15 protein-coding genes and 1 pseudogene are annotated in these 13076 nt (G+C 66.7%); 4 read left to right on the forward strand and 12 right to left on the reverse strand.

Annotated features, from left to right (window positions below):
• The first annotated feature begins 24 nt into the window (after positions 1-24).
• On the forward strand, positions 25-585 hold the full coding sequence (locus ACUDTM_RS03185; RefSeq protein ID WP_072167086.1) for a fasciclin domain-containing protein: 561 nt from the start codon (positions 25-27) through the stop codon (positions 583-585).
• A gap of 97 nt (positions 586-682) precedes the next feature.
• Here the strand turns inward: ACUDTM_RS03185 and ACUDTM_RS03190 are convergent, their stop codons facing one another.
• The 3 genes and pseudogenes from ACUDTM_RS03190 to ACUDTM_RS03200 all read right to left on the reverse strand — a co-directional run bounded on the left by ACUDTM_RS03190 (position 683) and on the right by ACUDTM_RS03200 (position 1399).
• Positions 683-895: a hypothetical protein gene (locus ACUDTM_RS03190; protein WP_049411161.1), complete on the reverse strand. Its 213-nt coding sequence runs from the start codon at positions 893-895 to the stop codon at positions 683-685.
• Positions 896-1001: 106 nt separating this feature from the next.
• A pseudogene (locus tag ACUDTM_RS03195) lies at positions 1002-1241 on the reverse strand (penicillin-binding protein); the annotation flags it as partial.
• On the reverse strand, positions 1208-1399 hold the full coding sequence (locus ACUDTM_RS03200; RefSeq protein ID WP_072167087.1) for a hypothetical protein: 192 nt from the start codon (positions 1397-1399) through the stop codon (positions 1208-1210). The pseudogene ACUDTM_RS03195 and the gene ACUDTM_RS03200, both read right to left, overlap by 34 nt.
• 294 nt (positions 1400-1693) lie before the next feature.
• Between ACUDTM_RS03200 and ACUDTM_RS03205 the strand changes: the two genes are divergently transcribed.
• The gene (locus tag ACUDTM_RS03205) at positions 1694-2941 is read left to right on the forward strand and encodes an arsenic transporter (RefSeq protein ID WP_072167088.1); all 1248 of its coding nucleotides are present in this window, start codon (positions 1694-1696) and stop codon (positions 2939-2941) included.
• Between the two features lie 24 nt (positions 2942-2965).
• Here the strand turns inward: ACUDTM_RS03205 and ACUDTM_RS03210 are convergent, their stop codons facing one another.
• From ACUDTM_RS03210 to ACUDTM_RS03230, 5 genes are all read right to left on the reverse strand, one after another.
• Entirely contained in the window at positions 2966-4399 is a 1434-nt protein-coding gene (locus ACUDTM_RS03210) for an OprO/OprP family phosphate-selective porin (protein ID WP_252744996.1), read from the reverse strand.
• A 134-nt stretch (positions 4400-4533) separates the two neighbouring features.
• Positions 4534-5310, reverse strand: a complete 777-nt coding sequence (locus ACUDTM_RS03215; RefSeq protein WP_005409726.1) for an ABC transporter permease — start codon at positions 5308-5310, stop codon at positions 4534-4536.
• Positions 5294-6127, reverse strand: a complete 834-nt coding sequence (locus ACUDTM_RS03220) for an ABC transporter ATP-binding protein (protein ID WP_049467258.1) — start codon at positions 6125-6127, stop codon at positions 5294-5296. The genes ACUDTM_RS03215 and ACUDTM_RS03220 overlap by 17 nt, the downstream gene beginning before the upstream one ends.
• Before the next feature lie 14 nt (positions 6128-6141).
• The gene (locus ACUDTM_RS03225; protein WP_151354683.1) at positions 6142-7200 is read right to left on the reverse strand and encodes an ABC transporter substrate-binding protein; all 1059 of its coding nucleotides are present in this window, start codon (positions 7198-7200) and stop codon (positions 6142-6144) included.
• A gap of 75 nt (positions 7201-7275) precedes the next feature.
• Complete coding sequence (locus tag ACUDTM_RS03230) at positions 7276-8397, reverse strand: 4-oxalomesaconate tautomerase (protein ID WP_151354690.1); 1122 nt, start codon at positions 8395-8397, stop codon at positions 7276-7278.
• A 109-nt stretch (positions 8398-8506) separates the two neighbouring features.
• Between ACUDTM_RS03230 and ACUDTM_RS03235 the strand changes: the two genes are divergently transcribed.
• Positions 8507-9409: a LysR family transcriptional regulator gene (locus tag ACUDTM_RS03235; protein ID WP_010485668.1), complete on the forward strand. Its 903-nt coding sequence runs from the start codon at positions 8507-8509 to the stop codon at positions 9407-9409.
• A 61-nt stretch (positions 9410-9470) separates the two neighbouring features.
• Here ACUDTM_RS03235 and ACUDTM_RS03240 read toward each other — a convergent pair whose 3' ends face one another.
• From ACUDTM_RS03240 to ACUDTM_RS03255, 4 genes are all read right to left on the reverse strand, one after another.
• On the reverse strand, positions 9471-9851 hold the full coding sequence (locus tag ACUDTM_RS03240; RefSeq protein ID WP_072167091.1) for a hypothetical protein: 381 nt from the start codon (positions 9849-9851) through the stop codon (positions 9471-9473).
• 108 nt (positions 9852-9959) lie between these two features.
• Positions 9960-10487 (reverse strand): DUF6622 family protein, encoded by a 528-nt coding sequence (locus ACUDTM_RS03245; protein WP_072167092.1) that lies wholly within the window; start codon positions 10485-10487, stop codon positions 9960-9962.
• Positions 10488-10575: 88 nt separating this feature from the next.
• Positions 10576-11460 (reverse strand): methylenetetrahydrofolate reductase, encoded by an 885-nt coding sequence (locus ACUDTM_RS03250; protein WP_445391141.1) that lies wholly within the window; start codon positions 11458-11460, stop codon positions 10576-10578.
• Entirely contained in the window at positions 11460-12374 is a 915-nt protein-coding gene (locus ACUDTM_RS03255; RefSeq protein WP_072167094.1) for a LysR family transcriptional regulator, read from the reverse strand. The genes ACUDTM_RS03250 and ACUDTM_RS03255 overlap by 1 nt, the downstream gene beginning before the upstream one ends.
• A 75-nt stretch (positions 12375-12449) precedes the next feature.
• On the opposite strand from ACUDTM_RS03255, the gene msuE reads away from it, so the two are divergent.
• A complete protein-coding gene (gene msuE / locus ACUDTM_RS03260) occupies positions 12450-13043 on the forward strand; it encodes an FMN reductase (protein ID WP_445391142.1) in 594 nt (197 codons plus the stop codon).
• Positions 13044-13076 lie beyond the last annotated feature (33 nt).

The following is a 13076-nucleotide window of genomic DNA, read 5'->3' on the forward strand; positions in this document are numbered from 1 at the left end:
GGGTCATCCAGAAAGGAACGCACCGTGAACGCTCTTCAGCGCATCGCCGCCGCAGTCGGCTTCGCCGTACTCGTTTCGTCCGGCTCCTCGGTTTTCGCCGCCAACACCGTCATCGTGGGCGGGGCAGAAATGTACCCCACCAGGACCATCGTCGAGAACGCCGTCAATTCCAAGGATCACACCACGCTGGTTGCAGCGGTCAAAGCAGCCGGCCTGGTCGACACCCTCAACGGCGCCGGGCCCTTCACTGTTTTCGCGCCCACCAATGCGGCCTTCGAAAAGCTGCCTGCAGGCACTGTCGATACACTGGTGAAGCCTGAAAACAAGGCACAGCTGACCCGGATCCTGACCTACCACGTCGTCCCGGGCAGCTACAGTTCGGCCCAGCTTCTGGCCGATGCCCGCAAGCACGGCGGCAAGGCCACCCTGAAGACCGTGCAGGGTGAGCCTCTCACCGTGGCGCTCCACGATGGCAAGCTCTGGGTCATCGACGCAAAGGGTGGAAAGGCAGGCATCAGCATTGCAGATGTCGGCCAGTCCAACGGCGTCATCCACGTGGTCGACACCGTGCTGATGCCCAGGTAAGCGGCCTCACGCAACGGGCATCCGGCGCGATGCCCGTTGCCCGGGCCCGGTCATCCCGACGTCGCCATGCGGATCCCTGCCCGGCATGGCGTAGTAGCTACCACTCCGGCCCGAGCAGCTTGGTCACTTCGGCCTCCAGTTTCTGCGCGGCCTCGTCCTGGGAGGCGACCTTGATGCACAGCCCCGACTGCGCCGGCCCCGGCACCAGCTGGTAGCGGTTGATGGTGCCGCCACCGTCGCCGTCCAGCGCTACCCGCGCCACTACCGTTCGGCCATTGGCGTGGAAGGTCCAGTCCTGATAATCAAACATGCCTAAGTTGCTGTGCGGCCAAGATGTCATCCCACTTTAGGCGGCACGCCAGTGAAGAACGCTCCAGGAAGATGTTCAGCGCGCGTGGACATGATGGCGACAGGGCCTATCGCAGTGTCCGCGCCAACTGCAGGACATCGGCGAAGAAGGAGGGATAGTCGTCCTGTGGAGCGCTGTGGGTCTCGCGCCGGTGGACCAGACGCACGGCGACCACCCGCTGTTCCGGGACGATCATCAGGTATTGGCCCAGGTAGCCGTTGGCGGCAAAGCCGACGACCGGCCCCCGTGTGATGTCGTAGAGATCGGCGCGCTTCAGTCCGCGCGCGGAGATCTGGCTCCGGCGGCGGGCTTCAACTCAAGCAGCGTCTCCCGGTCGTGCATCACCAGGACCGCGTCGGAATGCGCGCCACGCGCGTTGCGCTCGATCGCGGCGAGGGCTTCGGCACGCGTCGCCGCTTGGCTGGGCCCGGCGATGCCGAACACCAGGGCCAGGGCGCAGGACAACCAGCAGGATCCTGGCATCGCAATCTCGTCCAATGAGTGTGCGTGCAGTGTGACTACATGCGTAGTCACACTGCAGTGGCTGAAGTGATGGCGCGCTTGCGTGCTGAACGTGGGCTGGGCGCCACCCCCGGCCCACCTGCAACGCGGTCGACCGCAGCGGTCGCCATGCAGCGCCGCACGGTATGATGCGGCGACCCGGAACCTGCGATGATTGCAGCGGCCGCCCATCCGCTGATCGCGCGCCAGGCCCCCCCTGCGCCGGGGTCGGTGCAGGTGCCGCTGAAGCCCCACTCCATGCTTGCCTCCCAAGCCCCCCTCCTGATCTGGGCAGCGGTCGCCGTTGCCACCCTCGGCCTGCTGTTCCGTCCTTTCCGCATCCCCGAATATGTGTGGGCGCTGGGCGCTGCCGCCGTGTTGCCGCTGCTGGGCGCCGTGTCGCTGCACACCGCATGGGGCGCAGTGGCCGAAGGCCGCGACGTCTACCTGTTCCTGGTCGGCATGATGGTGCTGGCCGAACTGGCGCGGCGCGAAGGCCTGTTCGATTGGCTGGCGTTGTACGCGGTGCGGCATGCGGGCGGATCCGGGCGACGCCTGTTCGACCTGGTGTTCCTGGTCGGCACGCTGGTGACCGTGTTCCTGTCCAACGATGCAACGGCCGTAGTGCTGACGCCGGCGGTCTACGCCGCCTGCAAGGCGGCGCGCGCCAACCCCCTGCCCTACCTGTTTGTCTGTGCCTTCATCGCCAATGCGGCCAGCTTCGTGCTGCCCATTTCCAATCCGGCCAACCTGGTGGTGTACGGCCAGCACCTGCCGCCGCTGCTGCAGTGGCTGGCGCAGTTCGCGCTGCCGTCGGCGGCGGCGATCGGTGCCACCTATCTGGTCCTGCGCTGGGTGCACCGGCGCGAGATCGCCCAGCCGCTGGTGGCCGCGCCGGCGCATCGCCCGTTGACCGACGGCGGCCGGCTGAGCGCACTGGGCGTGCTGTTCACCGGCACCGTGTTGCTGGTCACGTCCGCCTTGAACGGGCCATTGGGCCTGACCACGTTCTGTGCGGGCACGCTGAGTGTGGCCGTGGTGGCGATCCGCCAGAGGCGCAGCCCGCTGCCACTGCTGCGACACGTGTCCTGGGGCGTGCTGCCGCTGGTGGCGGGACTGTTCGTGCTGGTGGAAGCGGTGGCGCAGACCGGTGTCATCCAGAGCGCGGCCAGCGCGCTGCAGGCTCTGGCGCAGGCATCTCCCCGCCAGGCCAGCTGGCTGGCCGGTGGCGCGGCTGCGCTGCTGAGCAACGTGGCCAACAATCTGCCGGTCGGCCTGGCCGCCGGTTCGCTGGGGCAGATGGCCGACCTGCCGGCGCAGACCCGTGCCGCATTGCTGGTCGGCGTGGATCTGGGGCCCAACCTGTCGGTCACCGGTTCGCTGGCGACAATGCTGTGGCTGGTGGCGCTGCGCCGCGAGGGCGAGCATGTCAGCGCGCTCGACTTCCTGCGCGTCGGCGCGCTGGTGATGCCGCCGGCGTTGATCGGAGCACTGCTGCTGCTCTGATCGGCGCGCAAGCGGCATGCGCTGCTAGAAGGCCACCTGCAGGCGGGTGTTGAAGGTGGTGCCTTCATCCCTGCCCTGGCCGGTGCCGCTGCGGTTGCGGGTCTGCCAACGGATCGCCTCGAACATCACGCGGCTGAAGTCGTTGAGATACCAGTTCGCACCCAGCGTCCACGCGTGGCCGGTACCGCCACTGGGCAGCTCGGCATAGTCCACGTCTTCGTAGCGCCCTTTCAGTTCCCATGCCCCGGCGCCGCCGCGGGTGACAGGATCGGCCACTTTCACCCGGCCCCAGGTGCCGGCCTTGCCCGAATAGGCCGGCCTTGCACCGGCCAGGAACCAGCCCGCCGAGATCGCCCAGGCCTGGTGGTCCAGATCGTAGCGCCCGCTGGCGCCGGCCCCGCGCAGGTTGCGCGTACCCCATTCGCCGGTCGCCCAGGCCGGCCCGAAGAAGCCTGCCAGTTCCGCGCCATAGGACGTGCTGCGCTCGGCGCCCAGCAGTGTGCCCGGCGCAATCTTGACCAGGTCGTTGAAGTGCCCGGCGATGGCCGAACTGCGGACGACGCCGCTGGCGCTTGCGGCAATCTCCTCGTGGAAGGCCCAGGCCCCCAGGTGCACCGTGACTGCGTCGTTGGCCACCGGGTTCCAATGCACGCGCGTGGCCCAGGTCTGGCTGTCGTTGTCGGTGCCGGCGTTGTTGAGATCGTTGCCGGCCACCGACAGGCTGGCATGCCAGTTCTTGCCGTACACGCGCTCGGTCAGGCCGACACCGAACAGGCCGCGCTGCGGCATCATCAGCGTGCCGACCACGTTGCGGTCCTGGAACGGCGTGTTGGAGGTGCTGCTGGAGCCGTCGATACCCCGGTCGTTGAGGCGGTTGCCTACGGTCAGGTCGGCCGGCAGCCCGAACAGGCGGTGGTCAACGGTGGCGTAGACCGACTTCCACGCCACCGCGTTGTCGGCGAAGTCACCTTCCACCGCCCAGCCGAGGATGCCGTAGCGGCCTTCGGCGCCCAGCCGCACCGAGCGGATCTCGGTACCGGAGATGTTGCGGTCACTCACTGACGATCCATCGGTGCTGGATGCGTCGACGAACAGGCGTCCGCGCGGACGGAACACCACGCTGCCATCGGCACTGCTGAACTCCGGTGCGCCCTTGGACCAGGTGACCTTGGGCGCCTTGGCCTGGCTGGATTCCAGTGCGGCGACGCGGGTGTCCAGCGCGGGGGCCTGCGTTGCGGCCGCCGCACCGGCGGTGCTGTGCCCGCCCTCCACGGCGCGGAGGCGTGCTTCCAGTTGCTGGATCTGCAGTGCCTGCTGCTGCACCAGGCGTGACAGCTCAGCCTGGCTCAGCGGCGCGGGCAGCGAAGACGTGGACTGGGCGCCGGCATGGCCACTGGCCAACAGCAGGCCGAGCGCGACCGACAGCGCTGCCAGCGGCAGCACGGTGGAATGGTTCATGGACTCTCTCTCCGGCCAGCCGGCCCCCTGGCCCGGCGCTGGCCTGTTGCGGTGGTGCGGGGGAAGATCGGGGGAGGAAGCGCGCGCCGCCGGATCGGCCCGGCGGCGCGGCAGGCGGGCTCAGCCCGGCCCGGTCAGCTGGTGGCCTGGGCCTGGGCGTTGGGACGCCAGGTGATCAGCTTGTTCTCGACCACGTCCAGCAGCGCGTCGATGACCAGCACGAAGGCGGCAAGGATGATGATGCCGGCAAACACACCGACGGCGTTGAAGTTGCCTTCTGCCTGCGCAATCAGGTAACCCAGGCCCGCCGAGGCGCCGAGGTACTCACCGATGATCGCGCCGACCACGGCGAAGCCCACCGAGGTGCGCAGCGAGGACAGGATCCAGCTGGCTGCTGCCGGGAAGTAGACATGGCGTAGCAGGTCGCTGCGGCTTGCGCCCAGGATGCGGGCATTGGCCAGTACCACCGGATTCACCTCGCGTACGCCCTGCATGGCATTGAAGAACGTGGTGAAGAACACCAGGGTGACCGCCAGCGCCACCTTCGACCACAGGCCCAGCCCCAGCCACAACACGAAAATCGGGGCCAGCACCACGCGCGGAATTGCGTTGAAGCCTTTGATGAAGGGATCGAGGATGCGCGCCGAGCGGCGGCTCAGGCCCAACCAGACACCGCCGGCCACGCCGAGGCCGGTGCCGATGATGTAGCCCAGCGCGGTTTCGGTCAGGGTGATGTAGACGTGCTGGTAGAACGACGTATCGGACAGCCAGGTCCAGGCCTGCTGCACGATCGCCGTTGGCGAGGGGAAGAAGAACGGATCGATCACGCCCAGCGCGATGCCGCCCTCCCAGCCACCGAACACGGCCACAACCAGGGCCAGTTGGATGAACTTGTCAGTCTTGGCGTGCATAGCTCTTCTCCACTTCGCCGCGCAGGCAGGCCCAGATGTCGCGGTACAGGTCGGTGAAACGGTCATCCAGCTTGATCTCGGCCACGTTGCGCGGGCGTTCCAGATCCACGTCGAAGCTGCGCACCACGCGGCTGGCCGGACCGGATGACAGCACCACCACGCGGTCGCCCAGGGCGATCGCTTCTTCCAGATCGTGGGTGATCAGGATCACCGAGCGCCGGTCCTCCTGCCACAGGCGCAGCAGTTCGTTCTGCATCAGGTGCCGGGTGTGGATGTCCAGCGCCGAGAAAGGTTCGTCCATCAGGATCACCTTCGGCTCGACGATCAGCGCCTGCGCCATCTGCACGCGCTTGCGCTGGCCACCGGACAACTGGTGCGGATAGCGGTGCTCGAAACCGGCCAGGCCGACCTTGGCCAGCCACGCGTTGGCCTTGGCCTTGCGTTCGGCTTCGGGCACACCGCGGAAGCGCAGGCCGAGCTCAACGTTCTGGTAAGCCGTCTTCCACGGCAGCAGCGCGTCCTGCTGGAACAGGTAGCCGACCGACTCCTGGACGCCGCTGACCGCACGGCCATCGATGCTGACCTGCCCGGACGACGGCTTCAGCAGGCCTGCCACGGAATTGAGGATGGTGCTCTTGCCGCAGCCGGTCGGCCCGACGATGGCAAGGAACTCGCCGTCCCCCACCTGGATGTCGACATCACGGACGGCGGTGAATTCGCCGAAGGACATGGTCACCTTGTTGATGGCGACCATGGTCTGTGCAGGCTCCAGCTGCGGTGCGCCATTGAGCTGGCGCACGGTGGCATTGAGGGCCATGGGGTTACCTCCGCTTACGGTTGGGCAGCCGGCGCCGCAGCGTTGGCACGCTCGACGAAGGCATTGGTGTAGGTGCGGGACAGATCGATGTCGGCCTTGGCCACATCCGTATTGAACTCGCGCAGCACCTTCAACGGCGTTTCCAGATCAGCCGGCGTGAAATGACCGTCGCGGGTGAAGATCGCGCGGGCGTTCTCCACCGCGCGCGCATAGGTGGCGCGGTCGCCGGAGACGTAGCTGTCCGGCAGCGCCGCAACGATGTCTTCAGCACTGTTGTCGGCGATGAACTTCAACGCCATCTGCTCGGCGCGGGCGATCTTCTCGGCCGCTTCGGGGCGCTTGTCCAGGAAGCTCTGGTTGGCGTACATCACCGAGGTCGGGTACAGGCCGCCATAGACCTGGCGGGCGCCGTCATCGCTGCGCGCGTCGAGGAGGATCTTCCCGACCTTGCGCTCGGTGATCAGGGTGGCGGCCGGGTCGTAGTTGACCAGCAGGTCGATCTTGCCCTGCTCCAGCGCGGCCACCGCAGCCGCGCCCGAGCCGACGCCGATCAGCGAGACACTGTCGACCGGGATATCGTGCTGAGCAAGGAAGTGACGGACGAAGAAGTCCGACGATGAGCCCGGCGCGGTGATCCCGACCTTCTGGCCCTTGATGGTTTCCGGGCGGGCCGGATCGAAGGTGGCATCGTCGCGGCCGGCCATCACCAGGCCGGAGTTGCGCGAGAGCAGCACGAAGGCCACCACGTCCTTGCCCTTGGCCTGCATCTGGATGGTGTGGTCGTAGAAGCCGACGGCCACATCGGTGGAATTGGCCACCAGCGCCTGCAATACCTTGGAGCCGCCCTGGGCGAAGTTCTCGGTCTTCACCTGCAGGCCGACGTCCTTGAAGTAGCCCTTGGCGTCGGCGATGAAGAACGGCAGGTTGTTGAGGTTGTAGGAGCCGACGCTGATGCGTACCGGTGCATGGTCACCACCGCCGGCGGATGCGCCTTCGGTGCGCCCGCTGTTGCTGCATCCGGCCGCGGCCAGACCAGCCGCGCACAGCGCGGCCATCAAGAACTGCTTGTACATCATCCCTCCCAGGAGTGAAGCATCTACGTTGTAATGGCGGGCATGCGCACCTGCGCCGGCCCGTCCGGGTTCAGATCATGCCGCTGACGTCCATTGGCGGGCTTGGGTGGAACCGGCCACGGCAAGTGCTGGCGTGGTGGCAAACACGCGTCCTTCGAACAGCCGGCGTGCGGTGCGCACGACGCTGGCAACGACCGGCGCGTCCTGCGAGCTGCGACTGAGGCCCACCTCCAGGGCCCCGCTCGGATGTTCGAGGGTAATGCTGCCGGGAACGGACAGGCATCCGACCAAAGTGTGGGCCAGCGTGCCCGGCGTAACAGCGGCGGTGGCCAGGCCGACCGCGCCGGTAATGGCCAGCGCGGTGTGGCATTGATGCGGCATGAAATAGCGCACCTGCAGATCGCCCCCATGTTGCGGCGCCGACAGCAGCACCGGCTTCGGAATGACCTTGTTGCCGGCGTCGGCGATGCCCATGCGGGCGCCCGCCTCGATGCGCAGCGCTTCCAGCCGGCGCATGAATACCGCGTCCGCGTTCAGTTCGGCGGGCGGGGTATCGCCGCGCACGCCCAGATCTTCTGCGCGCACCAGCATCATCGGCATCGCGCAGTCCACCAGGCTGACCGGCACGCCATCGATGGTTTCCTGCGCGTGGCCGCTGGGCAGCAGCTTGCCGGTGCGGGCGCCTGCCGCATCAAGGAAAGCGAGCCTGACCGGCGAGGCCGAGCCCGGCGCGCCGGCAATGCGCGTGTCACCGCGGTACACCACGTTGCCGCCGGGCGTTTCCACCGTGGCGATGATCAGCTTGCCGGTGTTGACGTTGTGGATGCGCACCTCGGTCTGCGGATCCTGCGCCTGCACCAGCCCACGCTCGATGGCATACGGGCCTACGGCCGCCAGCATGTTGCCGCAGTTCGGCGAGGTATCCACCACCTGCTGCTCTACCCGCACCTGGGCGAACAGGTAGTCGACATCGGCGTCCGGACGGCTGGAGCGGTCGATGATCGCCACCTTGCTGGTCAGCGCGTTGCCACCGCCGATGCCGTCGATCTGCAACGGATGGCCCGAGCCCATCACTTCCAGCAGCAGGCGATCGCGTTCAGCGATGTCCATCGGAAGGTCGCTGGCCAGGAAGAACGGGCCTTTGGAGGTGCCGCCGCGCATGAGTACGCAGGGAATGCTGAGCAGATCGTTGGACATACGTGTGCTAGATTGATGCGTATAGGGGATGAATGACCCCTCTGTGATTCGATACTGGCATGGCCCCAATTGATCTGTGAATTGCTGATTTTTGGATGATTGATACCCCATGAGCATCAATTGCGAAATCCTGGATCTACGCGCCTTCCTGCTGGTCTCGGAGACCCGCAGCTTCCATCGAGCCGCAGAAATCCTGCACGTCTCCCAGCCAGCACTCAGCCGCCGCATCCAGAAACTGGAGCAGGCGGTGGGGTCGCCGCTGCTGGAGCGCACCACGCGCAGCGTCAGCACTACCGCCGTCGGCGAGAACCTGCTGCCGCTGGTGCGCCGCATGCTGGAGGAGTTCGATGGCTCGCTGTTCTCACTGCGTGGCCGCGAAGACACCCGCGGCGCTACCGTGACCATCGCGTGCCTGCCGACGGCGGCGTTCTACTTCCTGCCCAGCGTGATGGCGCGTTTCCACGAAGCGCACCCGAACGTGCGCTTCCGCATCCTGGATATCCCGGCCACGGAGGGTCTGCAGGCAGTGGAACGTGGCGAAGTGGAGTTCGGCATCAACTTCATGGGTGCCAACGATCCGAATCTCGATTTCGACGTGCTCGCTGAAGATCCATTCGTGCTGGCATGCCGGCGCGATCATCCTCTGGCACGCAAGCGCAAGGTGGAATGGGCCGATCTGGCCGAGCACCAGCTCATCACCGTGCACCGCACCAGCGGCAACCGCACGCTGCTGGATGGTGCGCTGGCGCGCGAGAACCTCAAGTTGAGCTGGCACTACGAAGTGACCCACCTGTCGACGTCACTGGGCATGGTCGAGGCGGGCATCGGCGTGTCGGTGCTACCGAAGATGGCCACGCCGGACGGAGATCACCCCACCCTGGTGACGCGCGCGATCGGCAACCCGGTGGTGTCACGCACGATCGGCATCGTCCGCCGCCGCGGCGCCCTGCTCTCGCCCACGGCGGAGCGATTCCTGCAGATGCTGATGAGCCAGTGGCGCGGGGAGGCGTGAGCAACTGCGCGGTTCACGCGCCTATGCGTTCCGGCGCGCCAGACGCTGGCAGGGCCGCCCTTCATGACGAAGCCGCGAAGATCGACGCAATACCTGCAAGCGATCCCACGGCCACCCACGAGAGCGTGGCGAATGCAACCAGCAACACCTTCCGGTGCACGACCTGCGCTTCGTTCCGGGGCTCCGGCCGCCGCGCATAGGGCCTGGAGAAACCCAGGAGTTCGCCGGTGACTGTCAGCGCCCCCATGAAGATCAGTGCGGTCACGCAGAAGCCAAAAATGGAACCAATGAGGGCCACATGCTGGGCATCGCCAGTAGCCGGCTGAGTGCCGGCCAAACCCTCTACAAGCTGGCCCGTCCACCGTGCGGGCAGCCAGGCCAGGGCGGCGACAATACCGAAGTGACTGGCCACGTTGATCCAGAACCAGGATGTGGTCTTCATGACGTCAGCGTTTCCGGTGTTGGCCAGTGGTGGGCATGGTGACGCCTGCGTCAGCCCCGCACAACCCTGCATGGGGAAGCCGGCCAGCGGCCGGCACTACCCGGGCGATCAGCCTGCGGTTTCCAGCCCCTTGCCTGCCGCATCCATCCGCAGCGAGGCCAGGTATCGGCCGTACTTGCCAACGAAGATGCCGGTGAATCCGCCTGCCAGCAGCAGGTAGGCGGCATTGAAGCCAGCATTGGCGGACAGCGACGGCGACACCGCAAATGCGACTTCGAACCCGTACTTCACCAGGAAAGTGACCAGCAGCAGCGGCAGCAGGCTGAAATCCGCGTTGCGCCAGAGCTTGCCGGTACTGCGGTCCAGCGTCAGCTTCAACCGATTCAGCAGCAGCCAGGCAAGCGCGGCGCCCGTGGCGATGCCGGCCAGCCATTCGCTCCAGGCGCTCAGCGACGCGCCGAAGCGATGGCTGACCGACCACGCACCCCATACGGCGAACAAGGCGGGTACGATCGCCAGCTTCTGCAGCGAGGTCTCGGCCGGCTTCATGGCGGCGATGCCACGGGTGACCAGGAAGGCCAGCAGCAGCCAGACCCAGATCGGCGTCTGCGAGGCGAGGTGCTGAAGCATGTTCATGAGCGGTCCCCTTGGTGAGTGGTGGCGAGGTGCGCTCGCCTTGGCGCTCACTATTCGCTTCCGCCCGGGTTGCAGCCAGTGACAGCTGTCAGCCTTCGGGGATTACGCTGCGGGCACTGGAAATGCGCCGCCGGTACTGCGCCATCCACTCCAGCGACAGCGCAACACCGCCGAACGGGAAGAAATGCGGGCTGACCGGGCCATGGGCACTGGTCAACCCCTTCACCAGGCGGTCGACGAACGCTTCCGGCCCCGCCGTGCCGAGCAGCCGGCCGATCGAGATGCCATACCGGGCCAACATCGATGCACTGGCGCCCACGCCGCACATTGCGGCATAGCGCATCAGCCGGGGGATGCTGGCTGGGCCCGGCACACCGACCAGCACCGGAACCGTGATGCCACGCGCGCGCAGTGCATCCAGCCAGGCCAGCACGGTATCGGCATCGAAGGCGAACTGGGTGACGACCAAGGGGGCCATGCCACGTGCTTCGATGGCCTGGCATTTTCCCTCCAGCGCCTGCCAGCGTTCGTCACTGCTCATTACAGGATGCCCTTCCGGGTGCCCGCCGATAGCAACGACCTTGATGCCGCACCGTTCCAGAAGTCCGGCCTCGATGATCGAAATGCTGTCTGCAAACGGTCCAGCAGGCGTGGCGAGGTCACCGGCGATCACCAGGCACTGCTCGACACCAGCCTCGCTGGCCGCGCGCTCAAGGAACCGCCCGAGTACCGCGCGCGAGCCGATACGGCGCGCAGACAGATGCGGCATCGGCTCGAAGCCGAGCGCGCGCACCGTGCGTGCGGCGGCCAGGCGTGCGTCGTCATCCTCGCTGGCCAGCCAGGGAATGGAGATGATCGTGCCGCGCGGTATGCGGTCAGCCTCGGCGCGCAGCGCGGGCATGGCCTTCGCGCTGACCTCCAATGAAAAGGTGTTGATGAAGGCTTCCGCCCGCAGTGATCCAGGTACGGGCATCAACGGGCTCCGTCTGCGTTGCCGGCAAGCGGCGAGCTGTTGCGGGCCAGCTCGATGAAGGCCTGCAGGTAATCGATGCTGGTATCGGCCTCGCGCGCACCCAGATAGATCTGCTTGGGGATGCCCTTGGCACCCAGGCGTACGGGCACCACGTCCATGCGCGCGGCGTACTCCTCCACCAGCCAGCGCGGCATGGCGGCCACGCCGCGGCCGCTGGCCACCATCTGCATCATGATGTCGGTGGTTTCAATGGCCTTGTGGCGCCGCGGGGTGATGCCGGCCGGCAGCAGGAACTGGTTGTAGATGTCCAGGCGCTCGAACGGCACCGGGTAGCTGATCAGCACTTCCTGGCTGAGCTGGCGCGGCTTTACGTGGTCCACCTTGGCTAGGGCGTGGTTGCTGGCCACCACCAGCACCTGCTCGTAGTCGAACACCGGGATGAACTTCAGGCCTGGCTTCAGCAGCGGGTCGGGGGTGACCAGCAGGTCGATCTCGTAGCCGAACAAGGCGCCGATACCGCCGAACTGGAATTTCTGCTTGACGTCCACATCCACATCCGGCCACGCGGCCAGATACGGCGAGACGATCTTCAGCAGCCACTGGTAGCAGGGGTGGCATTCCATGCCGATGCGCAGCGCGCCGCGCTCGCCCTGGGCAAACTGGCGCAGGCGCTCCTCGGCCAGGTCCAGCTGCGGCAGCACCCGGTTGGCGACTGCCAGCAGATATTGCCCGGCCTGGGTCAGCCGCAGGCTGCGGCCTTCGCGCAGCCAGACATCGGTACCCAGCTGCTGCTCCAGCTTCTTCATGCTGTGGCTGAGCGCCGACTGGGTCAGGTTGAGCACGCCGGCCGCTGCGGTGAGCGAGCCCTGCTGCTCGACCTGCTGCACGATGCTGAGGTGGATCCGCTCCAACATAAAGATGAATCTCACTCATGGATAGGTGAAGTAATACCATTTTACGTCATGGAAAGGCATGGCTAGGATCGGGTCATGCCTTCATCCCAACGCCCCCTCCGAATCGTCGCCGTCTCCGGTGGACTGCAGCGCCCCTCCCGGGCCGCCACCCTCGCCGAGCACCTGCTGGGCCTGATCGGCGACAACATGCGCAGCGAACAACAGCTGATCGAACTCGGCGAACTGGCGCCGCAGCTGGCCGGTGCGCTGTGGCGTTCGCAGCTCCCGGAGGTTGTCGAGCGCCAGCTGGTGGCCGTCGAACGGGCCGATGTGCTCGTGGTGAGCACGCCGGTCTATCGAGGCTCCTACACAGGGCTGTTCAAGCACTTCTTCGACTTCATCGACCAGGACGCGCTGGTCGATACCCCCATCCTGCTGGCCGCGACCGGCGGCAGTGACCGCCATGCACTGGTGATCGATCACCAGCTGCGGCCGCTTTTCAGCTTCTTCCAGGCCCGCACCCCGCCCCTGGGCGTGTATGCCACCGACCGCGATTTCGCCGAGGGGCGCGTGCACAACGAAGCGCTGATCCAGCGCGCACGACTGGCGGTGCAGCGCGCAATGCCGCTGCTTGCGCTGTCCAATCGCCGCGCGCCAGTCGCCGCCGCTGAGGCCATCGAAGCCCTTTGAATGCCAGATGCCGCCGACCTGCATCTGGATGTC

This window comes from Stenotrophomonas maltophilia group sp. vghtpe118 (genome assembly GCF_052605195.1).